Genomic DNA, 22575 nt, shown 5'->3' with positions numbered 1-22575 from the left:
GGCCGGTTCCGGCCGTTTGCCGGACGTGCCGCCCGCGGCGCCCGCGCGGCCCTGACGGAACCGGGCGGCGCTGCCAGAATGGCGGGATGACCGGACGCTGGGAGTTCTGGATCGACCGCGGCGGCACCTTCACCGACGTGGTGGGCAGAAGGCCGGACGGCCACCTCGTCACCGGCAAGCTCCTCTCCCACCGTCCCGAGCGCTATCGGGACGCCGCGGTCGCCGGGATCCGGGCGATGCTGGGGCTCGGCCCGGACGAGCCGGTCCCCGCCGAGCGGGTCGCGGTGGTCCGGATGGGCACCACCGTCGCCACCAACGCCCTCCTGGAGCGCACCGGCGAGCCGACGGTGCTGCTGATCACCGAGGGGTTCCGGGACGCCCTGCGGATCGCCTACCAGAACCGGCCGCGGATCTTCGACCGGCGGATCGTGCTGCCCGAGGCGCTCTACGACCGGGTGATCGAGGTGCCCGAGCGGGTCGGCGCCCGCGGTGAGCCGGTGCGGCCGCTGGAGAGGGAGCACGTCCGCCGGGAGCTGCGGCGGGCCCGCGCGCACGGCCTGCGCAGCGCGGCCGTGGTGCTGCTGCACGGCTACCGGCACCCCGCGCACGAACGGGCCGTCGCCGAGCTCGCCAGGGAGGCCGGCTTCACCCAGGTCAGCTGCTCGCACGAGGTCAGCCCGCTGATGAAGCTGGTGGCGCGCGGGGACACCACGGTCGTCGACGCGTACCTCTCCCCGATCCTGGGCCGGTACGTCGCCGAGGTCGCCGCCCAACTCCCCGGTATCCGGCTGCTGTTCATGCAGTCCAACGGCGGGCTGCGGGAGGCCACGCACTTCCGGGGCAAGGACGCGGTGCTGTCCGGCCCGGCGGGCGGGGTGGTCGGGATGGTGCGGACGGCCGCGGAGGCCGGCGGCCCGGACAGCCGCTTCGAGCGGGTGATCGGCTTCGACATGGGCGGCACGTCCACCGATGTCTCGCACTACGCGGGCGAGTTCGAGCGGATCTTCGGCAGCGAGGTTGCGGGGGTGCGGATGCGCGCCCCGATGATGGACATCCACACCGTCGCCGCCGGCGGCGGCTCCGTCCTGCACTTCGACGGCCGCCGCTATCGGGTCGGCCCCGACTCGGCCGGCGCGGACCCCGGGCCCGCCTGCTACCGGCGCGGCGGTCCGCTCACCGTCACCGACGCCAATGTGATGCTCGGCCGCATCCAACCCGACTACTTCCCGGCGGTGTTCGGCCCGGACGGCGACCGGCGGCTGGACGCCGCGGCGGTCCGCGACCGGTTCGCGGCGCTGGCGGCCCGCGCCGCCGCGGAGACCGGCGACGACCGGGGGCCCGAGGAGGTGGCCGCCGGCTTCCTGGACATCGCGGTGCTCAACATGGCCAACGCGGTCAAGAAGATCTCCGTCCAGCGGGGCCGGGACATCACCCGCTACGCCCTGGTCAGCTTCGGGGGCGCGGGCGGCCAGCACGCCTGCGCGGTCGCCGACGCGCTGGGCGTCGGCACCGTCCTGGTGCCGCCGCTGGCCGGGGTGCTCTCCGCGTACGGCATCGGGGTCGCCGACGCCACCGCGATGCGGGAACAGGCCGTCGAGGAGCGGTTGGCGGATCCGGCGGGGATGGACCGGGTCCGCGCGGTCTGCGACGACCTCGCCCGGCAGACCCGGCGGGAACTCCTGGCCGACGGGGTGCCGGAGGCGTCGCTGACCACCCGCGCCCGGGTCCTGGTCCGCTACGCCGGCACCGACTCCACTCTCGGCGTGCCGCTCGCCGATGCCGCCGTCATGGCCGCGGAGTTCGTCCGGGCGCACCGCGAGCGGTACGCCTTCACGATGGACAAGCCGCTGGTCGCCGAGGCGGTGTCGGTGGAGGCCCGCGGCGCGGCCGGCGGCGCCGCCGACTACGCCGTCCGACCGGGCGAGCGGGAGGGGGTGTCGGCGGCCGTGGCGACGGTCCGGATGCACACCGGCGGGCGCTGGCGGGACACCGGGCTCTACCGCCGCACCGACCTGCGGCCCGGCGACGTCCTCAGCGGCCCGGCGATCATCGCGGAGGAGGACGCCACCACCGTCCTCGACCCCGACTGGCGGGCCGCCGTCGGCGCCCGCGGCCACCTGCTGCTGACCCGGGCCCGGCCGCGCCCGGCGCGGACCGCCGTCGGCACCGGCGCGGACCCGGTGCTGCTGGAGGTCTTCAACAGCCTCTTCATGGCGATCGCCGAGCAGATGGGCGTGCGCCTGGAGAACACCGCGCACTCCGTCAACATCAAGGAGCGGCTGGACTTCTCCTGCGCGCTCTTCGACGCGCGCGGCAATCTGATCGCCAACGCCCCGCACATCCCCGTCCACCTGGGGTCGATGGGGGAGTCCATCAAGGAGGTGCTGCGGCGGCGCGGGGAGGACCTGCGGCCCGGCGACGTGTACGTCGTCAACGACCCGTACCACGGCGGCACGCATCTGCCGGACGTCACCGTCATCACCCCGGTCTTCGACACCGACGGGCCCGAGGGGGGCGAACTCCTCTTCCTGGTGGCCTCCCGCGGCCACCACGCCGAGATCGGCGGGATCACCCCCGGCTCGATGCCCGCGTTCAGCCGCACCATCGAGGAGGAGGGCGTCCTCTTCGACAACTGGCTGCTGGTCCGGGACGGGCGGCTGCGCGAGCGGGAGACCCGCGAGCTGCTCGCCTCCGGGCCGTACCCGTCCCGCGCGCCGGACGTCAACCTCGCCGACCTGCGCGCCCAGATCGCCGCCAACGAGAAGGGCATCCGCGAACTGCGGGCGGTGGTGGGGAAGTTCGGGCTGGACGTCGTCCGCGCCTATATGCAGCACGTACAGGACAACGCCGAGGAGTCGGTGCGCCGGATCCTCGCCGAGCTGCCGGACGGGCGGTACCGCTACGAGACCGACAGCGGTGCGGAGATCCATGTCGCGGTGACCGTGGACCGCGCCGCCCGCAGCGCCGTGCTGGACTTCGCCGGCACCTCCCCGCAGCAGCCCGGCAACGCCAACGCGCCGAGCTCGGTGGTGATGGCCGCGGTGCTGTACGTGCTGCGCACCCTGGTCGCCGAGGACATCCCGCTCAACAGCGGCTGCCTCAAGCCCGTCGAGGTGCGCATCCCGGAGGGCTCGATGCTGGCGCCCGTCCACCCGGCGGCCACCGTCGCCGGGAACGTGGAGACCTCCCAGGCGGTGACCGGCGCGCTCTACGCGGCGATGGGGGTCCAGGCCGAGGGCTCGGGCACGATGAACAACCTCACCTTCGGCAACGAGCGGGTGCAGTACTACGAGACCGTCGCCAGCGGCTCGGGCGCCGGCGAGGGCTTCGACGGGGCGGACGCCGTCCAGACCCACATGACCAACTCCCGGCTCACCGACCCCGAGGTGCTGGAGTGGCGCTATCCGGTCCGGGTGGACGGCTTCGCGTTCCGCGACGGCAGCGGCGGCACCGGCCGCTGGCACGGCGGCCGCGGCGCCGAGCGGCGGCTGCGCTTCCTGGAGCCGATGACGATCACCCTGCTCTCCGGCCACCGACGGGTCCCGCCGTACGGGATGGCCGGCGGCGGGCCGGGCGCGCTGGGCGCCAACTTCCTGGAGCGGGCGGACGGTTCACGCCAGGACCTGCGGGGCTGCGATATGGCCGAGGTCGGCGTGGACGACGTCCTGGTGATCCGGACGCCGGGGGGCGGGGGGTACGGGGAGCCTTAGGCCCCTCGTCCTGCCTGCCACCCGGCGCCCGGCCAGGGCCCCTTGGGTCCGCGGCCGGGCGCCGGGTGGGGCCGGCCGCTACACCGCCTCCGGCGCGCGGCGGCACGCCTCGTAGGCGATCATCGCGGGGACGTAGTCCGCTCGCAGCTCGTAGTAGCAGGCCCGCAGGGCGTCTTCGGTGCCCCGGGCGCCGGTGAGACAGGCATGTTCGACCACTCTCGGATCGGCCTGGGGGTGCCGCTCCAGGACGGTGTCGTAGCAGGCTTGCGGGCTGGCGTGCGCGGCCGGGGCGATCGCCACGACACCGCCGAGGGCGAGGGCGAGGCCGCTGAGCGCGGCGGTGAGGCGCGGGACGAGACGCATGGTGGTCACGGTTCCTTCCGTGCGGAGTCCGAGTCGGTTGCTCGGTGTGATTGATCCGCTACGGACAGTGCCCCGGTGTGCGGGTGGTGACGCGGGGGGAGGCGGGGCGCGGGGCGTGAACCGCCAGCGTACGGAGCGCGCTCGGGGCGCGGCCGTCAGCCGGAGTGCGCCGCCGGGCCCCGGTGCCGCCCGAGCGTCGCGAACCGCACCGGTGTGCCCGGTGCCGCCTGTGCGGCGGCGGCCAGCCAGCGCTCCGGGACGACGCCCACGACCGGGTAGCCGCCGGTGGTGGGGTGGTCGTGCAGGAACAGCACCGGCAGTCCGTCGGGCGGGACCTGGAGGGCGCCCAACGGCATGCCCTCGCTGGGGAGTTCGCCCTCCCGGGCGCGCTCCAGGGACGGGCCCTCGGTGCGCAGTCCGATCCGGTTGGAGGCCGCGGAGACCCGGAAGCGGCCGGTGGCCAGGGCGCGCAGCCCGGCCGCGGTGAACCAGTCCGCGCGCGGTCCGGGCAGGAACGGCAGCACCAGTTCGGCGGCCGGCCCGGCGTGCGGGATCGTGTCGGCGGCGGCCGGGGGGCCGTCCGGGGTGCCCAGGGGGAGCACCGTGCCGTCGGTGAGCGGGTCCGGGCCCAGGCCGGAGAGCAGGTCGGTGGCGCGGCTGCCGAGCACCGGCTCGGCGTCCACGCCGCCGGCGAACGCGAGGTAGGAGCGCACCCCGTGGGTGGCGGGGCCGGCCTCCAGTACGGCACCGGCCGGCACGTGGACCGGTGCGCCCCAGGGGGCGGGGCGGCCGTCCACCCTTACCGGGCAGGCGGCGCCGGTGACCACGACGGTGGTGGCGGTGCGCAGTCGGACGGCGCAGCCGGTGAGGGTGGTCTCCAGAGTGGCGGCCGAAACCGGGTTGCCCACCAGGCGGTTGGCGCGCCGGTGCGCCGGCTCGTCCAGGGCCCCGGAGCGGGGCACCCCGAGATGGGCGTGGCCGGGCCGGCCGAGGTCCTGGACGCAGGTCAGTGCGCCGGCCCGGACCACCGAGAGGGCGCGGTCGGTCATCGGGCGGGCTCCTCGGGGATGCGGTCGGAGGGGGACGGGGCGGTGCGCGGGGCCGGCACCGGCGCGTCCACGGGGACGAAGCGGACGGTGGTGCCGGGGGCGAGCAGTGCCGCCGGTTCCCGCGCCGGGTCCCACAGGACGGCGTCGGTGCGGCCGATCAGCCGCCAACCGCCGGGGGAGGAGCGGGGGTAGACCCCGGTGTACGGGCCGGCCAGCGCGACCGAGCCGACCGGGACCCGGGTGCGCGGGGTCTCCCGGCGGGAGACGTGCAGGTGTTCCGGAAGCCCGGTCAGGTAGCCGAATCCGGGCGCGAATCCGCAGAACGCGACGTGGAAGGCGGTGCCGGAGTGCCGCCGGACCACCTCGTCGGGGGTGACGCCCCACAGCGCGGCGACCTCGGCGAGGTCGGGTCCGTCGTAGCGGACCGGGATCTCGACGGCCGGGCGGTCGCCGGCGGTGAGCGGCGGGACGTGCCAGGTGGCGAGGTCCGCGCCCAGCGCGCGGGGGTCGGCGAGGCCGTCGAGGAAGACCGTGCGGGCGGCCGGCACCATCTCGCGGACCGCGGGGAGGGTGCCGTCGGCGGCGCGGCGCAGCAGTTCGGCGTGGAGCGCCTCGACGTCCTCGGCGCTCGCCAGCTCGATCAGCAGCCCGTGCTCGCCGACCGGCAGCGCCCGCAGGGGCAGCGGCCCGGCGGCGCGCGGACCGGATGCCGGCGGCGTCACACGAAGCTCCGGATGTGGACGCCGGCCGCGGTCAGTTCGGCCCGGACCCGCCGGGCCAGCTCCGCGGCGCCCGGGGTGTCGCCGTGCAGGCACAGGGAGCGGGCGGCGACGGCGATCGGGGTGCCGCCGCGGGTGACGACCGTGCGGTCGCGGGCCAGGCCGACGGCGCGCTTGACCACCTCGTCGGGGTCGTGGACGACGGCGCCGGCTTCCCGGCGGGGGACGAGGGTGCCCTGCTCGGTGTAGGCGCGGTCGGCGAACGCCTCGCCGATGAGCGGGAGTCCGGCGTCCCCGGCGGCGCGGTGCAGCTGGGAGCCGGGCAGCCCGAGGACCGGGAGGCGCCCGCCGGCGGCGCGGATGCCGGCGGCCACCGCGGCGGCCTGCTCGGCGTCGTGGACGCAGCGGTTGTAGAGCGCGCCGTGCGGTTTGACGTAGCCGACGCGGGCGCCGGCGGCGCTGGCGAAGATCTCCAGCGCGCCGATCTGGTAGGTGACCTCGTCGGCCAGTTCCTCGGGCGGCACGTCCATCGCGCGGCGGCCGAAGCCCGCCAGGTCGCGGTAGGAGACCTGGGCGCCGATCACCACCCCGCGGGCGGCGGCCAGTTCGCAGACCCGGCGCATCGTGGACGGGTCGCCGGCGTGGAAGCCGCAGGCGACGTTGGCGCTGGTGACGACGGAGAGCAGCGCCTCGTCGTCGGTGAGCTGCCAGCGGCCGAAGCCCTCACCGAGGTCGGCGTTGAGGTCGATGAGGGCAGGGGCCGCCAGATCGCTCATGGGTGTCCGTTCCGGGTGCGCGGGTGCGGATGGTGCGAAGAGTGCAGAGGGCGCGAAGGCGCAGATGGGGGGTTGCCGAAGCGGAAGCCAACGTACAGATCGTTGAACAATCCCACAAGAGGTGTGTTGTCCCGTGCCGTCATCTGGGATTGACTTCCGCTGAGATCGCAAGGGGCGGGCCATCGGCCCGCCCGAACGGGACGGAGCGGTGGGCGGTATGGCCGGCGGAGTGGCGAAGAACGATCAGCGGCGGCTCGCCGAGGTCGCGGGACTGGAACGGGACCGCGCCCTGCTCGGCCGCGCCGGCACGGCCGAGCGGGTCGCCGACATCCTGCGGGACCGGATCACCGAGGGCTACTTCCCGCCCGGCGCGCGGCTGTCGGAGGAGAGCATCGGCGGTGCGCTGGGCGTCTCCCGCAACACCCTGCGCGAGTCGTTCCGGCTGCTCACCCACGAACGGCTGCTGGAACACCGGCTCAACCGCGGGGTCTTCGTGCGGATGGTGACCGTCGAGGACCTCGACGACATCTTCCGGGTGCGGATGCTGGTGGAGTGCGCCGCGGTGCGCGGCCTGGGCCAGGGGCCGTACGACGCCGGGACCGCCGCGTCGGTGGCGGCGATCGAGGCGGCGGTGGGGGCCGGCGAGGCGGCCGCCGCGAACCGGGTCTGGGTGGAGCTGTCGACCGCCAACCTCCGCTTCCACCAGGCGATCGTGGCGCTCGCCGGCAGCCCGCGGACCGACGAGCTGATGCGCGGGGTGCTGGCCGAACTCCGGCTGGTCTTCCATGTGATGTGCGACCCGCAGCGCTTCCACTCGCCCTATCTGGTCCGCAACCGGCAGATCGCGGAATCGCTGCTGGCCGGCGACGCGGTCGCGGGCGAGCGGCTGCTGCGCGCCTATCTGGAGGACTCGCGCGCCCAGTTGTCGGCGGCGTACGCCCAGCGCATCGCCGAGGGGTGACCGCGCTCCCAATTCGTCGGCGCCGACCCCTTGTCGAATCGTTCAACAATCACATAGCCTCCGCTGCAATCTCTTGTCGCACCCCTGACATCCGTGCCCCCGCATCGCGGCCCGGCACGCAGGGGGCGCACTCTCCCCGTACGCGGAAGGCTGATCCATGATCGTGCTGCTCGGCGTGCTCGTGGTCGTCATCGGCTTCGCCACGAAACGCAATCCCCTGCTGGTCGTCGCGGTGGCCGGGATCGTCACCGGCCTGCTCGGCGGGCTGTCGCCCGCCAAGGTGCTGGCCGCCTTCGGCGAGGGCTTCGCCGGCAGCCGGGCGGTGACCATCTTCGCGATCACCCTCCCGGTGATCGGCCTGTTGGAGCGCTACGGCCTCCAGGAGCAGGCCCGCACCCTCATCGCCAAGTTCGGCCGCCTCACCACCGGGCGCTTCCTCGCGCTCTACCTGGGCCTGCGGCAGATCGGCGCCGCCGTGGGGCTGACCAACGTCTTCGGGCCCGCCCAGACCGTCCGGCCGCTCGCCGTCCCGATGGCGGAGGGCGCCGCCGAGCGCCGCTACGGCGCACTCACCGCCCGGAGCCGGGAGAAGGTCCGCGCGTTCGCGGCCAGCGCGGACAACGTCGGGCTCTTCTTCGGGGAGGACGTCTTCCTCGCCGTCGGCTCGATCCTGCTGATCACCGGCTTCGTCAACACCACCTACGGCACCCACCTCGAACCGCTGCACCTGGCGCTGTGGGCCATCCCCACCGCGCTGTGCGCCTTCGTCGTCCACGGCTGGCGACTGCTGCGCCTGGACCGCCATCTGGAGCGCGAACTGCTCGCCGCCAACGCCCGGTCCGCCACCGCAGGGGAGGCCACCCGATGATCAAGGCAGAGTGGTTCTACTGGCTCGTCGGCCTCAGCTTCCTGGTGATGGCCGGCCAGATGGTCACCGACCGCGGCAACCCCAAGCGCTTCGGCACCGGTGCCTTCTGGGGCCTGATCGGCGCCGGGTTCATCTACAGCAGCTGGGTGGTCACCAAGCAGGCGCCGGCCGAGCCGCTGGGGGCCGCGGTGCTCGTCCTGGCCGTCCTGGCCGGCTTCGGCTTCACCGGTCGCGGCACCCCGCGCACCACCACCGCAGAGGAGCGCACCGCGAGCGCCGCCCGCCTGGGCAACAAGCTCTTCATCCCGGCCCTGACCATCCCGGTCGTCGCGATGGCCTGCGCCATCGGCGTCAAGCACCTCTCCTTCGGGGGCCAACCGGTCCTCCAGACGGGCAGCGAGACCATCCTGGGCCTGGGCATCGGCGCGCTCGTCGCGCTCGTCGTCGGCATGGTGCTGCTGCGCGAGAGGCGGATCTCGGTGCCGGTGGAGTCCGGCCGCACCATGCTGGAGGCGATGGGCTGGGCGATGGTGCTGCCGCAGATGCTGGCCACCCTCGGCGCGATCTTCCAGGTCTCCGGCGTCGGCGGCCAGGTCGGCAAGGTCGCCACCGCGCTGCTGCCGAAGGACTCCCTCTACGTCGCCGTCGTCGTCTACTGCGTGGGCATGTTCGCCTTCACGCTCATCATGGGCAACGCCTTCGCCGCCTTCCCCGTGATGACCGCCGCGGTCGGCTGGCCCGTCCTGGTCGGGCACTTCCACGGCAACCCGGCCGCCGTCCTGGCCCTCGGCATGCTCGCCGGCTTCTGCGGCACGCTGGTGACCCCGATGGCCGCCAACTTCAACATCGTCCCGGCGGCGCTGCTGGAACTGAAGGACCAGTACGGCCCCATCAAGGCCCAACTGCCCACCGCCGGCATCCTGCTGGGCTGCAACATCGTGATCATGGCGCTGTTCGCCTTCTGACCGCCCGGCGGCCCCGCCTGCGGTGCCGCGCGCCGCCCGCACCACCACGAAAGGCACCGCATGACCGCCCCCGCCGCACCGACCCGCGTCCTGTTCACCGGATTCGAACCGTTCGGCGGTGAATCCACCAATCCGTCCTGGGAGGCGGTGCGGGGCGCGGTGGCCGCCCCGCTCCCCGGGCTGGAGCTGCACGCCGTCGAACTGCCCTGTGTCTACGGTGAGTCCCTGACGGCGCTGCATGCCGCCGTCGCCGAGATATGTCCCGACGTAGTGGTATGTGTCGGACAGGCGGGCGGTCGTCCGGACGTCACCGTCGAACGCGTCGCCCTCAACGTCGACGACGCCCGCATCCCCGACACCGCGGGCGCGGAGCCGATCGACGAGCCGATCGTGCCGGGCGGGCCGGCCGCCTACTTCTCCACCCTCCCGATCAAGGCGTGCGTGGCGGCCGTCCGGGCCGCGGGCCTGCCGGCCTCGGTCTCCAACACCGCCGGGACCTTCGTCTGCAACCACGTCTTCTACGGGCTCGCGCACCTGATCGCCACCGAACTGCCCCATGTGCGCGGCGGGTTCGTGCACGTCCCGTACGCGCCCGAGCAGGTCACCGACCGCGTCCAGCCGTCGCTGCCGGTCGCCGCGGTGGCCGCCGCGCTGCGCGAGATCGCCGCCACCGCCGCCCGCACCCGCACCGACCTGCGGGTTGCCGAGGGGGCCACGCACTGAGGCGGTCGGCCCAGCCGGTAAAATGTTCGGCTGGCCGGCCTGTGGGTCCGTCAACGGACGCGGGCGCGGTCCGCCCATGAGGGGATCCGCGCCGTTTCGTCCGTTGTCCATGCCAGCGCCTACCCTGTGCGACGTGACTTCTTCCGCCCCGGGGGCCGCTGCGCCCCAGCTCAACGGCCTGAGCCGGCCTGCGCTCGGCCCGGCCGCCGACGAAGGACTGGCCCGCCGGCTGCGAGCGCTGGCGTGCACCGCGCCGCTGCACGACCTCGACGCGCGCAAGGCCAACCTCGCGGGCGAGTTCGGGGTGTACGCGATGGCGGAGGTGGCGCTCGCCGTCATCGACCTGGTCACCCTCAACATGGACTTCGACACCGGGGCCGACCACGAGGAGATAGTGGCCAAGGTCCTCCCGCGGATCGCCGCCCAGGCCCCGCGGCGCCCCTCGGCGGAGCACGAGCGGGTCGCCCGCTGGGTGTTGGAGAACCTCATCAACGTCGGCAGCGTCGACCGCGGCTTCCGCGCCGTCTACGGCACCTTCACCGCCGACGGCGCGTACGTCCGCCGCGACTACGACTTCAAACTCATCGAAGAGGTCCCCGGCCACGGCGGCACCGTCTACCTCCGCGCCACCGACGAGGCGGTCAACGTCCTTGTCGGCGCCCTCGACACCGACGTCACCAGCGCCCAGATCGCCGCCGAGGTCAAGCTGGAGGTGCTGATCAGCCGCGGCCGGCTGGCCGATGCCCAGCTCGCCGCCGAGCAGGCCCGCTACCGCACCGTCCAGTACGCCGAGACCCTCCGCAAGACCCTGGAGGCCACCCGGCGCAACGTCCGCGCGGTCGACTGGCTGAGCACCGTGCCCGACATGATCAGCGAGGCGCTGGACCACGTCGCGGAGCGCTACCGCCACGAGAACGCGATCCTCACCAACATCCGCAAGGCCCGCGACGAGGCCGAGGCCGTCGACGCGCGCACCGGCGAGCACAAGCGGCGCGCCGCCGAGCTGGTGGACATCGTCAAGGACTGCATCCGCCGGCACACCCAGCTCCAGTCCCGCCTCCTGGAGGCCGGCCCGCTCTTCCGCGCCGAGCAGGACCGCCAGGCGTTCGCCGCCCCCGCCGCCCGCACCGGCCTCGACCTCTACGGCCAACTCGTCGCGCCCGTCCTGCGGCTCCCCGTCGAGCAGGCCATCCGCGTCACCGACGCCTTCTTCGCCCGCGGCACCGGCCTGCGCACCCCCGCCGCCGTCCGGGTCGGCGACCTCGTCGAGGTGCTGCTCACCCCGCCCGTCGAACGGGAGCACCTGGGCGCCGAGATGCCCGAGCCCGACCTGGTGGCCACGCCCGACGACAGCCGCTTCAGCGAGGCCCAGCTCGACGCCGCCATGGCGCTGCTCGACCTGCCCGCCGACGCCCCCCGCCGGCTCTCCGGCCTGCTCGCCGAGGCCCGCCGCAGCGATCCCGAACTCCCCTACCTCGTCGCCCTGTTGGCGGTGCACGCGGCCAGCCCCCCGGTCGGCACCGCCTACCGCCAGGGCGAACAGCAGCTGCTCTTCGCCGTGGACGACGGCACCGAGCTGACCGACTCGGAGTTCGGCGGCGCCGACCTCATCGTCGGCACCGCCCTGCTGGACGCGGCCGGGATGGCCGCCGACCGCTCGGAGGTGGCCTGATGCCCGGCGCGCGTCCCCGCCTCCGGACAGCGGCCGGGCCGCCCCCGCCCCGCCACGAGACACCCCCGACCGTCCCCCGCAAGGAGCCTGCCCCGTGACCCAGTACGACGCCGACGAGGTGCCGCAGCCCGATCCGGCGCCCGGCACCGGCGAAGCGGCCTGGGGCGCGCCCACCGACGCCCCCGAACCGGCCCCGGCCCGCCCTGCGCCGATCACCCCCGCGGACGCCGCCGACGCCGCGCGGTTGGTCTCCTTCGGCCTCCAGCCCAAGCTGCTGCCGGCCCGCGACGCCGACTACGGCGACCTGCTCCGCCGCTATCGGGACGAGCCCGCCTTCGCCCGCCTCGCCGACGCGGTCGCCGGCGGCCTCGGCCTGGTCGTCCTGGAGGTCTCCACCCGCGCCGGGATGGCCGTCACCGCCGCCGAGGACTCCGTCTTCGCGGTCCGGATGGGCGACTACGCCCGCCGCGCCTCGGCCGACTCCGCCGACCGCTTCCTGCACGGCCTGGCCCATCTGGCCGTCGCCGCCCTGGCGTTCCCGCGCCCCGAGGACCTCGCCGACGACGGCTACATCGGCCGGATCAGCGTCAACGGCGTCGACGCCTTCGTCCGCCAGGCGTGCCGCCGGCTTGAGGAGCGCGCCGAGGAGGACGGCGAGAACACCGACCCGGCCAGCGACGCCCCCGGTCTGGAGTCCGCCTGGCGGGTCTACGCCCGGCGCAGTGCCACCGGCGCCACCAAGGACGCCCGGCGGCTGGCCGGTTCGACCACCGGCATCATCGCCAAGGCGGTCACCTTCCTCGTCGACTCGGGCTTCCTCCAGCGCACCGGCGACGACGCCGGCGGCACCTACCGCACCACCGCCCGCTATCAGCTCCAGGTCCGCGACATGGCCGGCACCGCCGCCATGACCGAGCTGCTGGAGCTGGGCGTGGTCCCGGTCTCCGACGGCAGCGCCTCGCTGCTGCCCGGCGAGGAGATCGAGGACCTCGACCTCGTCGCCGAGGCCGGGCTGCCGTTCCACTCCGGCTGACGCCGCCCCACGACCACCGCCCCACCACCCCACACACCAACGAGAGTCCGCCATGTACGAGCTGTCCCGGGTCCGCCTCTACTCCATCGGGCCGGCCGGTGCGCGCTATGCCGACACCGTCCTGGACCTGCGCGGGGTCGGTGCGCCGGTACCCCAGCCGGCCCCGGCGCAGGCGGACTTCTTCGAGGACGAGCCGGTCGGCCCGCCGCGCCGTCCGGCGCCGGCCGGCGTGCTCTTCCTGGAGAACGGCGGCGGCAAGTCCGTCCTGCTCAAGCTGATCTTCTCGGTGATGCTGCCGGGCCACCGCAACACCCTCGGCGGCGCCAGCTCCGGTGTGCTGCGCAAGTTCCTGCTCGCCGACGACTGCGGCCATGTCGCCCTGGAGTGGCAGCACGTCATCACCGGCGAGTCGGTCGTGGTCGGCAAGGTCAGCGAGTGGCGCGGCCGCCAGGTCTCCAACGACCCCCGGAAGTTCGCGGAGGCGTGGTACAGCTTCCGGCCCGGCCCCGGCATGAGCCTGGACTCCCTCCCGGTCGCCGAGGCCACCCTGGTCCGCCCCCGTACCGAGAGCGGTGAGGGCGGCTCCGGGGCCCGCGGCCGGCGCCGCACGATGAAGGGCTTCCGCGACGCCCTCACCGAGGCCGGCAAGAACTACCCGAACCTCGACGTGGTCTGGGAGGAGGTCCACGAGCGCTGGAACGAGCATCTCGGCGACCTCGGCCTGGACCCCGAACTCTTCCGCTACCAGCGGGAGATGAACGCCGACGAGGGTGAGGCCGCCGGCCTCTTCGCGGTCAAGAACGACTCCGACTTCACCGATCTGCTGCTGCGCGCGGTCACCGACACCCGGGACACCGACGGGCTGGCCGATCTCGTCCACGGCTTCGCGCACAAGCTCGGCCGGCGCGCCGAGCTGACCGCCGAACGCGACTTCACCGCCGGTTCGCTGGACCTGCTCTCCCGGATCGCGGAGTCGGCCGAGGCCCGCGACCGGGCCCGCGAGGTGCACGCCGGCGCCGAGCGCCGCACCCGCGGGCTGGCCCAGCGGCTGCACGCCCGGGGTACCGAAGAGCGCGGCCGGGCCGCGGAGTTGGCCGAGGCGGTGGCCGGCGCCGCGCACCGGGTCACCGACGCCGAGCGCACCCGCGAGCGCCGCGCCCTGGTCTCCGCCGAACTCGCGTACCGGCACGCCTCGTTGGCGCTGGCCGCGGCCGAGAAGGGCGCCACCGCCCAGCGCCGCGAGCTGAACGACGCCCGGACGCTGCACAGTGCCTGGCAGGCCGCCGAGATCGCGCTGCGGCACCGCGCCGCCACCGACCGGTCCGCCCGGGTCGCCGCGGCCATCCGGGAGGCCGAGCGGGACGCCGCCCCGGCGCTCGCCGCCCGGGCCACCGCCGCCGCCGACCTGGTGCGCGCCCTGCAACGCGCCGCGGAGGCCGGCGAACGCCTCGCGGGCGAGGAGGAGGAGCGGTCCGCCGCCCTCCAGGAGACCGGCGAGTCGGCCCACCGCGACGCCACCTCCGCCGCCACCCACGCCCAGCGCGCCCGCAGTGAGGCCGACCACCTCAAGCAGCGGCTCGCCGAGGTCGCCCAGGAGACCGAGGAGGCGGTCCGGGCCGGCTGGCTAGAGGACTCCGCGCCGGACGCCGACCCGGCCCGCGCCGCGCTCGCCGCCTCGGACGCCGAGAAGACCGCCGTCGAGGCGTGGGACGTGGCCCGCGAGTCCGCCCGGCAGGCCCTGGACCGGGCCCGCGAGGCCGCCGCGCGGCACTCCGCCGCCGAACTCGCCGCGGCCCGGGCCGAGGACGCCGCCCAGGCCGCCGGGCGCGCCCACGACGCCGAGCGGCGCGCCGCCGAGTCGATCGGCGCCGAGCAGCGGCTGGCCGAACTCCTGGGCCTGCCCGAGGCGTCGGCCCGTGTCCTGCCCGGCCCCCGCAGCGGCGACGGCGCCGACTCCGCCGCCGGGTCCCGGCCCGCCGGGCCGCTCACCGCCGAGGAGCTGGACCGCAGCGCCGACGCCCTGCGCGAGCTGCTGGAGGAGGGCGTCGCCGCCGCCGAGCGCCAGCTGTTCGACCTGCGGACGGCCGCCGCCGACGACGCCCGCATCCTGGGCGCGCTGGGCGACGGCGGGCTGCTGCCGCCCGGCCCCGACGTGCTGGCCGCGGTGGAGTATCTGGGCGAGCACGGGGTGCCCGCGCTGCCCGGCTGGCGCTACCTCGCCCAGTCCGTCGACCCCGCCGACCACGCCCGGGTGCTGGCCGCCCGTCCCGAGCTCGTCGACGGCGTGATCATCACCGATCCCGACACCCACGTCCGGGCCCGCGAGGTGCTCGCCCAGGCCGCGCTGCTGCCCCGTTCCACCGTCGCGGTGGGCACCGCCGCCGCCCTGCTCGCCCCCTCCCCGGCCGGGGACGCCGAGGACACCGGCGTCTTTCTCGTCCCGCCGAACCCGGCCATGCACGACGAGTCCGCCGCCGACGAGGAGCGCCGCGCGCTGCGCACCCGTGCCACCGAGCGCGACGAGGAGATCCGGACGCTGGCCGCCCGCCTCGCCGGCGACCGCGCGCTCGCCGCCCGCCTCGGCTCCTGGCGCGCCGGCTGCCCGGCCGGCCGGCTCACCGAGCTCGCCGAGGCCGCGGAGACCGCCCGGACGGCCGCCGAGGAGGCCGCCGCCGAGCTGGCCGAGGCCCGCACGGCCCGCGCCGAGACCGACGAGAGGGCCACCGAGGCCACCCGGGTGCGCGACGAGCGCCAGGAGGCCGCCCAGCGCGCCCGGCGCACCGCCGATCTGCTCGCCGGTCTCGCCCACCGGCTCCGCGAGCGCGCCGGCTGGCAGTCCCGGATGCGGGAACTGGCCGACGAGGCGGCGGAGTTCGAGGCCCGCGCCGAGGAGTGCGTGGACCGTGCCCGGGCCGCCGACGAGGACCGCCGGGCCGCCCAGCGGGCCGCCGACGACGCCCACCGCACCGCCCGCGCGCTGCGCGCCGAGCGCTCCGAGATCGCCGGCGTCCCGGACGACCTGGGCGAGGCCGAGGCGGAGCAGACCGCGTCGCTGCCCGCGCTCCGCGAGGCGTACCGCTCCGCCTCCCAGCTCTACGAGAAGGTCGGCGTCGGCGCCGATCTGCGCGCCGAGCAGGCCCGTGCCGAGGGCGACGAGTCCGCCGCGCTGGCCGAGTTGAACCGCCTGACCAACAAGGTCCGCACCCGCGCCGAGCAGCTCCTGCAGAGCCCGGACGCCGCCGACGGCCCGTCCCGGCAGGCCGCCGCCGGTCGCGCCGAGTCGCTGGTGCAGATGCTGGAGACCCGCGCCTCGTCCGCCAGCGAGCAGCTCGGCCGGCTGCGCGGCGAGGCGGAGCGGCTGGCGCCCACCGACGGCGAGGCGCACACCGAGCTGCCCGAGGAGCTGGTGCCGGACGGCGCCGAGCGGGCCAAGGAGCTGCTGCGCTCCGCAAACGCCGAACTGGCCACCGCCACCGATGTGTTGGCGGCGGCCCGCAGTGAGCACGAGGAGCTGCTGCGGGCGCACCGCGCGGCCGAGGAGGCGGCCGGCGGCTTCGACGAGACCGCCGCGCTGCTGCGCGATCTGCTGCGGGACCAGCCGGACGCGGAGGAGGGCGAGGCCGCCGCGGCCCCGCCGTACCCCGGCGGCCCCGCCGAGGCCCGGCAGGCCGCCGCGGAGTCCCGCCGTTCGCTGCGCGGCTGCGCCGCCGACCTCTCCGCCGCGGAGGCCGCGGTCCGCGAGGCGTCCGACGTCCTCGTCCGGCACGCCAACTCCACCCGTTACGAGCAGGTGCGCACCCCCGCCCGGCAGCAGATCCGGGAGCTGCCCGCCGCGGCGCTGCCGGACCACGCGGCCAAGTGGGCGGAGGCGTTCGCGCCCCGGCTGCGGGTGCTCACCGACGAACTGGCCCAACTGGAGCGCAACCGCGACTCCATCGTCGACCGGCTGCGCGGTCTGGCGGAGTCGTCCCTGGCCACGCTGCGCTCGGCGCAGCGGCTCTCCCGCCTGCCCGAGGGGCTGGGGGAGTGGTCCGGGCAGGAGTTCCTGCGGATCCGCTTCGAGGACCCCGACCAGGCCACGCTCACCGAGCGGTTGGGCGAGGTCATCGACGAGGCCACGCGCTCCGCGGTGAAGAAGAACAGCGATCTGCGCCGGGACGGGATGTCCCTGCTGCTGCGCGGGGTGCATGCCGCGCTCCAGCCGCGCGGGGTGGCCGTGGAGATCCTCAAGCCGGACGCGGTGCTGCGTGCCGAGCGGGTCCCGGTGGGGCAGATGGGCGATGTCTTCTCCGGCGGCCAGCTGCTCACCGCGGCCATCGCCCTGTACTGCACGATGGCGGCGCTGCGCAGCAACGACCGGGGTCGCGACAAGCAGCGGCACGCCGGCACGCTGTTCCTGGACAACCCCATCGGCCGCGCCAACGCCACCTATCTGCTGGAGCTCCAGCGCGCCGTCGCCGACGCCCTGGGCGTCCAACTCCTCTACACCACCGGCCTGTTCGACACCACCGCGCTCGCGGAGTTCCCGCTGGTGATCCGGTTGCGCAACGACGCGGACCTGCGCGCGGGCCTGAAGTACATCAGCGTCGAGGAGCACCTGCGTCCGGGTCTACCGCAGGCGGACCCGTCCGGTGAGGCGGTGCACGGGCAGATCACGGCGACCCGGATGTACCGCCGCCCGGAGGAGGCGGCGGCGGAGCCGGCGGGCGGCTGAGCGAGTCGCCCCGGGGTCCTTCTTCGTGACGGGGGAGGACCCCTTCGTGGCGGGGCTCAGCCGCCGTGGCCGAGGCGGCGGGAGAGTTCGGCGGCGGCCGTGACCGCCGCCTTCGCCAGCTCAGGGAGGTGCTCGGGGGCCGTCCGGTAGGCGGGCCCGGAGACCCCGAGGGCTCCGATCACCGAGCCGTCGTAGGAGCGGACCGGTGCCGCGACGGCGTTCAGCCCGGTCTCGAACTCCTCGACGGTGCAGGCGAATCCGTCGTCGTGGACGGCGGCCAGCTGCTTCCGCAGGGCGCCCGGGGCGGTCAGGGTGCGCTCGGTGAAGCGGGCCAGCTTGCGGCCGAGCAGGGCGTCCTGGCGTTCCGGGGGGAGGTGGGCCAGCAGGACCTTGCCGCTGGCGGTGGCGTGCAACGGGGTGCGGCGGCCGAGCCAGTTGAAGGCGGTCACCGCGGCGGAGCCCCGGACCTGCATGATGTTGACCGCGGCATCGGCGTCCAGCACCGCGATGTTGGCGGTCTCCCCGGTCTCGCCGGCCAGTGCCCGGCACACCGGCTGGCCCTCCTGCGAGATGTCCAGCCGGATCGCGGCCGCGCCGGCCAGCCGCAGCACCCCGGCGCCCAGGAAGTACTTTCCGCGCTCCTTCTCCTGTTCCACCAGGCCGCGGTTCTCCAGAACGCCCAGGATCCGGAAGGCGGTCGACTTGTGGACGCCGAGCTCGTCGGCGAGTTCGGTGACGCCGGCCTCGCCGAGGCGGGCCAGGCTCTCCAGTACGCTCACCGCGCGGTCCACGGACTGCACGGAGCTCGCTCCGCGCCGCTCCTCGGCGCGCTCGTCCGCCGCATCTGTCGTGTTCGCCATGGCTTCTGCCTCACCACCCGTTGCCCCCGACGGGCACGTCCTGGGGCCGCTCTCGGGGGAAGCCCTCGGCGGGGCGCTCCCCGGCTCGAATCGGACCTGTTGCGCATCGCGCGAAGCGATGCGTGATTCACAACGTCATGATACCGAGCGGTGCGAGGGTGGCCAGCGGGTTCCCTCTGCGCCGCGGCGAAGGGGCATACGGGAGGGCGGTCCCGCCCGGTCCTGTGAGCAGGGGCGGGTGTCCCGTACCGCGGGAGCGGCCGCCCCTCCGTCGTCCGTCAGGCCGCCGCGCGGTCCGTCCGCGAGCGCTCCTGCGGCGGCTGCCGGCGCTCCTGCCGACGGGCCTTCCGGCGCTCCCGCCGCAACTGCCGGGCGGTGCTGCTCGGTTCGGACTGCACCCCGAAGCGCTGCACCCAGACCTGGCGGGTCACCCAGACGTCCAGTACCGCCCAGGTGGCGACGATGGTGCCGGCGACCGTGACGAGGACCGCGGGGAAGGCGAACCAGGACTGCGCGAGCGTGCACAGGAAGGCCACCATGGCCAGGATCAGGGTGACCGCCACGATGATGACGGCGCGCACCGCGGCCGTGCGCACCGGATCGGCCATCCGACGCCGGGCCGCCGGCTCCTCCTGCCACAAGGGACGCCTGTCGTCCATCGCGTCACACCCCCGCACTCTCCTCGGGCCCAGGCCCGCTCGCCGAAACCCCGTCTGCCGTCCGGCGCCCGGCACGCGCTCCGGGCCGTCGGCGGAGTCCGGGGGCACGCCCCGGGGCGTGCCCGACTCCTCGGTGGCTGCCCGGGTTTCACCGGATACATGCCACACCGATCGGTCATCTGTCCACTCCGCGTACCCCACCGCCGCCACGCATCGGGGTGCGCCAGGGCATCCGAGCCGGATCTCGCCGGCCGTGCGCCGGGTGGTCGTTGCCACACTCACCGGCCTCCCATCCGGGCATCGTCGGACAACTCGTGACGATCTCGGCCCGCTTGCACCCCGCAGTGCCCCGCCGGGCCTTCGGGTCGGTCCCCCGAGAGTAGTAGGCTCACGCCGCTGTTGACGGAATACCACCCCCCGTAAGCCGGGGTTCATGTAGGGGAGACCATGCGCTTTCGCGGGAGATCGGTCCGCCGGAAGATCGTGGCGCTGCTGCTCGTGCCGCTGCTCTCCCTGACCACCATGTGGGGTGCCACGACCTATGTCACCGGTCGGCAGGCCAACGAGCTCTTCGATCTCGTCTCCGTCGTCAAGAACCTGGGCTATCCGGTCGAGATAGTCATCCAGGCGCTCCAGCGCGAGCGCCGGCAGAGCCTGCTGTACCTCGCCGACCGGCGCGGCGCCAACGCGCTCACCGAACTCCGCGGCCAGGCCCGCGCCACCGACGCCGCGGTGGCCGACCTGCGCGGCAACGTGGACATCCAGGACATCCGCGAAGACGTCTCGGCCGAGGCCGCCGGCAGGGCCACCGACCTCGTCAAGTCCCTGGACGGCCTGGAGGCCCTGCGCACCCGGGTCGAGCAGAACCGGCTCAGCCGCAGTGAGGCCATGGAGTCCTACGACTCCGTGGTCGACCCCGCCTACGACCTGCTCGGCTCGCTCCACGCCCTGGAGAACGTCGAGATGGACCAGCAGGGCCACGCGCTGGTCGAACTCACCCGCGCCCGCGAGGTGTTCTCCCGCGAGGACGCCCTGATGTCCGCGATCCTCGCCTCCGGCAGCATCGGCAGGCGCGACCAGCGCGAGCTGAGCGACCGGGTCGCCGAGCGCCGCATCATCTACAGCACCAACCTGCCGCTGCTGCCCGCCACCGACCGCGCCGTCTTCGAGGACTACTGGAACTCCGCCGGCGCCCGGGAACTGATCTCCTACGAGGACCGGGTGATCGCCGCGGACCCGGCGACCGCCGCGCACACGGTCAACGCCGACCGCTGGAACACCTCCGCGGAGAAGGTCCTCGGCGACCTCAGCCAGATGGCCAAGGACTCCGGCGACCGCTACCGGGAGCGGGTCCGGCCGATCGGCATGCGGATCGTCCTCAAGGCCGTCGTCACCGGCGTCCTCGGCTTCCTCGCCCTGCTGGTCTCGGTCGTCGTCTCGCTGCGGATCGGCCGCCGGCACGTCCGCGACCTGACCCGGCTCCGCAAGACCGCGCACGAGGTCTCCGGCATCCGGCTGCCCAGCGTGATGCGCCGGCTGGCGGCCGGCGAGCGGGTGGACGTGGACGCCGAGGCACCCCGGATGGAGTTCGGCCCGGACGAGACCGGCCAGGTCGGCCAGGCGCTCAACACCCTCCAGCGGGCCGCCGTCGAAGCCGCCGTCAAGCAGGCCGACATGCGCCGCGGCGTCTCCGAGGTGTTCGTCAACCTCGCCCGCCGCAGCCAGGTCCTGCTGCACCGTCAGCTGACCCTCCTGGACACCATGGAGCGGCGCACCGAGGACACCGACGAACTCGCCGACCTGTTCCGGCTGGACCACATGACGACCCGTATGCGGCGGCACGCCGAGGGCCTGGTCATCCTCTCCGGCGCGGCCCCCTCCCGGCAGTGGCGCAAGCCCGTCCAGCTGATGGACGTGGTGCGCGCGGCGGTCGCCGAGGTCGAGGACTACGAGCGCATCGAGGTCCGCCGGCTGCCCCGGCTCGCGGTGGAGGGCCCCGCGGTCGCCGACCTCATCCACCTGCTCGCCGAACTCGTGGAGAACGCCACCGTCTTCTCCCCGCCGCACACCACCGTCCAGGTCCACGGCGAGCGGGTCTCCAACGGCTACACCCTGGAGATCCACGACCGCGGTCTGGGCATGCCCGCCGACCAGCTGCTGGACGCCAACCTCCGGCTCGCCGAGACCCCCGAGTTCGAGCTCTCCGACACCGACCGGCTCGGCCTGTTCGTGGTCAGCCGACTCGCCCAGCGGCAGGGCGTCCGGGTCACCCTCCAGCCCTCGCCGTACGGCGGCACCACCGCCGTGGTCCTCATCCCCGGCGCGCTGCTGACCCGGGTCGGCGTGAGCGCCCGCGGGACGGAGCCCGCCGAGGCCGGGGCCGAGTCCCGGGACGAGGCCGGCGACCCGCTCGCGCAGGCACCGGTGCCGCTGCCCAAGCGCAAGGGCCACGGCGCCGCCGACGGCCCGGCCGAACGGAGGGCGACGGCGCCGGAGTCCGGCCGGGACACGGCCGACCGCGACGACGCGGACGCCCCGGCCGGTGGCCGGAAGCCGTCCCCCGCGCCGCAGCGCCCCAAGGCCGTCCCGGCCCCGGTCCCGTCCGACGAAGAGCACCAGCAGGCCGGCGACCAGGCGCCGACCGGCACCCTCGCCGCGCTGCCGCGCCGGCCCCGCCCGCCGGTCCTGGTCTCCGACCACGGCCGCACCGTGGACGACCCCGGGACCCCGGACGAGCCGGGCGGCCCGGAGCGCGCGCAGACCCCGGCGACCCTGCCCAACGGCCTGCCCCGCCGGGTGCGCCAGGCCAGCATCGCCCCCCAGCTCAAGTCCGAACCGGCCGCCGAGTCCGCAGCGGACCGGCCGGCCGCCCCCGCCGACGACGACCGGGACGCGCAGGCGGTCCGGGCCCGGATGGCCTCGCTCCAGCGCGGTTGGCAGCGCGGCCGCCAGGAGAACGGCGGGACCCCGCATACCCCCACACCCTCGGACCCGAGCGCTGGAGACGGCGCCACCGGGGGAGCAAGTGCACCACGAACCACATCGGGAGAGGACGGTCCATGACCGCACCGAAGGCATCAGCTTCCACCGCCGTCTCGCCGCAGGGATCCGGGGAGCTGAACTGGCTCCTGGACGAGCTGGTCGAGCGCGTTGGCAGCATCCGCAAGGCGCTGGTCCTCTCCAGCGACGGTCTGGCCACCGGCGCCTCCAAGGACCTCACCCGCGAGGACAGCGAGCATCTGGCCGCGGTGGCCTCCGGCTTCCACAGCCTCGCCAAGGGCGTCGGCCGGCACTTCGACGCGGGCCAGGTCCGCCAGACCCTGGTCGAGCTGGAGGGCGCGTTCCTGTTCGTCAGCGCGGCCGGCGACGGCAGCTGCCTGGCGGTCCTGGCCGACGCCGACTCCGACGTCGGCCTGATCGCCTACGAAATGACCCTGCTCGTCAAGCGCGTGGGCACACACCTGGGCACCGCGCCCCGGTCCTGACCGGCCGACCGAGTACGA

General features: G+C 75.0%; 16 protein-coding genes. 10 read left to right on the top strand and 6 right to left on the bottom strand.

The genetic code is table 11. The features are described from left to right. Positions 1 to 86: 86 nt before the first annotated feature. A complete protein-coding gene (locus ACIQE0_RS23425) occupies positions 87 to 3710 on the top strand; it encodes a hydantoinase B/oxoprolinase family protein (RefSeq protein ID WP_402335405.1) in 3624 nt (1207 codons plus the stop codon). Positions 3711 to 3788: 78 nt separating this feature from the next. On the opposite strand, the gene ACIQE0_RS23420 is transcribed toward ACIQE0_RS23425, so the two are convergent. The 4 genes from ACIQE0_RS23420 to ACIQE0_RS23405 form a co-directional block, all read right to left on the bottom strand. Further along, a complete protein-coding gene (locus tag ACIQE0_RS23420) occupies positions 3789 to 4073 on the bottom strand; it encodes a hypothetical protein (RefSeq protein ID WP_402335754.1) in 285 nt (94 codons plus the stop codon). Between the two features lie 155 nt (positions 4074 to 4228). Then, the gene (locus ACIQE0_RS23415) at positions 4229 to 5122 is read right to left on the bottom strand and encodes a biotin-dependent carboxyltransferase family protein (RefSeq protein ID WP_402335402.1); all 894 of its coding nucleotides are present in this window, start codon (positions 5120 to 5122) and stop codon (positions 4229 to 4231) included. Then, complete coding sequence (gene pxpB, locus ACIQE0_RS23410) at positions 5119 to 5844, bottom strand: 5-oxoprolinase subunit PxpB (protein ID WP_402335399.1); 726 nt, start codon at positions 5842 to 5844, stop codon at positions 5119 to 5121. The genes ACIQE0_RS23415 and pxpB overlap by 4 nt, the downstream gene beginning before the upstream one ends. Continuing rightward, positions 5841 to 6617: a LamB/YcsF family protein gene (locus ACIQE0_RS23405; protein ID WP_402335396.1), complete on the bottom strand. Its 777-nt coding sequence runs from the start codon at positions 6615 to 6617 to the stop codon at positions 5841 to 5843. The genes pxpB and ACIQE0_RS23405 overlap by 4 nt, the downstream gene beginning before the upstream one ends. 217 nt (positions 6618 to 6834) lie before the next feature. Here ACIQE0_RS23405 and ACIQE0_RS23400 point away from each other — a divergent pair, with 217 nt between their 5' ends. The 7 genes from ACIQE0_RS23400 to ACIQE0_RS23370 all read left to right on the top strand — a co-directional run bounded on the left by ACIQE0_RS23400 (position 6835) and on the right by ACIQE0_RS23370 (position 17553). Beyond that, the gene (locus ACIQE0_RS23400; RefSeq protein ID WP_402335394.1) at positions 6835 to 7578 is read left to right on the top strand and encodes a GntR family transcriptional regulator; all 744 of its coding nucleotides are present in this window, start codon (positions 6835 to 6837) and stop codon (positions 7576 to 7578) included. A gap of 157 nt (positions 7579 to 7735) precedes the next feature. Then, entirely contained in the window at positions 7736 to 8446 is a 711-nt protein-coding gene (locus ACIQE0_RS23395) for a DUF969 domain-containing protein (protein WP_402335391.1), read from the top strand. Beyond that, positions 8443 to 9411 carry a DUF979 domain-containing protein gene (locus ACIQE0_RS23390; protein ID WP_402335388.1) on the top strand — a complete coding sequence of 323 codons (969 nt, stop codon included), beginning with the start codon at positions 8443 to 8445 and terminating at the stop codon, positions 9409 to 9411. Before ACIQE0_RS23395 ends, ACIQE0_RS23390 begins: the two co-directional genes overlap by 4 nt. Positions 9412 to 9471: 60 nt before the next feature. Beyond that, entirely contained in the window at positions 9472 to 10134 is a 663-nt protein-coding gene (pcp, locus tag ACIQE0_RS23385; protein WP_366334504.1) for a pyroglutamyl-peptidase I, read from the top strand. 133 nt (positions 10135 to 10267) lie between these two features. Next, the gene (locus tag ACIQE0_RS23380) at positions 10268 to 11806 is read left to right on the top strand and encodes a hypothetical protein (RefSeq protein ID WP_402335385.1); all 1539 of its coding nucleotides are present in this window, start codon (positions 10268 to 10270) and stop codon (positions 11804 to 11806) included. A 94-nt stretch (positions 11807 to 11900) separates the two neighbouring features. Further along, a complete protein-coding gene (locus ACIQE0_RS23375) occupies positions 11901 to 12839 on the top strand; it encodes a hypothetical protein (RefSeq protein ID WP_366334508.1) in 939 nt (312 codons plus the stop codon). Between the two features lie 52 nt (positions 12840 to 12891). Then, a complete protein-coding gene (locus ACIQE0_RS23370) occupies positions 12892 to 17553 on the top strand; it encodes a hypothetical protein (RefSeq protein WP_402335382.1) in 4662 nt (1553 codons plus the stop codon). 56 nt (positions 17554 to 17609) lie between these two features. On the opposite strand, the gene ACIQE0_RS23365 is transcribed toward ACIQE0_RS23370, so the two are convergent. Next, a complete protein-coding gene (locus tag ACIQE0_RS23365; RefSeq protein ID WP_402335379.1) occupies positions 17610 to 18413 on the bottom strand; it encodes an IclR family transcriptional regulator in 804 nt (267 codons plus the stop codon). Between the two features lie 278 nt (positions 18414 to 18691). Continuing rightward, a complete protein-coding gene (locus ACIQE0_RS23360; protein WP_402335376.1) occupies positions 18692 to 19072 on the bottom strand; it encodes a hypothetical protein in 381 nt (126 codons plus the stop codon). A gap of 447 nt (positions 19073 to 19519) precedes the next feature. Here ACIQE0_RS23360 and ACIQE0_RS23355 point away from each other — a divergent pair, with 447 nt between their 5' ends. Both ACIQE0_RS23355 and ACIQE0_RS23350 read left to right on the top strand, forming a co-directional pair. Continuing rightward, on the top strand, positions 19520 to 22135 hold the full coding sequence (locus tag ACIQE0_RS23355) for a nitrate- and nitrite sensing domain-containing protein (RefSeq protein WP_402335373.1): 2616 nt from the start codon (positions 19520 to 19522) through the stop codon (positions 22133 to 22135). Continuing rightward, positions 22132 to 22557: a roadblock/LC7 domain-containing protein gene (locus ACIQE0_RS23350; RefSeq protein ID WP_366334518.1), complete on the top strand. Its 426-nt coding sequence runs from the start codon at positions 22132 to 22134 to the stop codon at positions 22555 to 22557. The genes ACIQE0_RS23355 and ACIQE0_RS23350 overlap by 4 nt, the downstream gene beginning before the upstream one ends. The last annotated feature ends 18 nt before the right edge of the window (positions 22558 to 22575 follow it).

The sequence above is a fragment of the Streptomyces sp. NPDC093097 genome (assembly GCF_044754325.1).
Taxonomy (GTDB): Bacteria; Actinomycetota; Actinomycetes; order Streptomycetales; family Streptomycetaceae; genus Streptomyces.
Note: the sequence above shows the minus strand (reverse complement) of the source record. Positions and strands in the feature narration are given on the sequence as shown.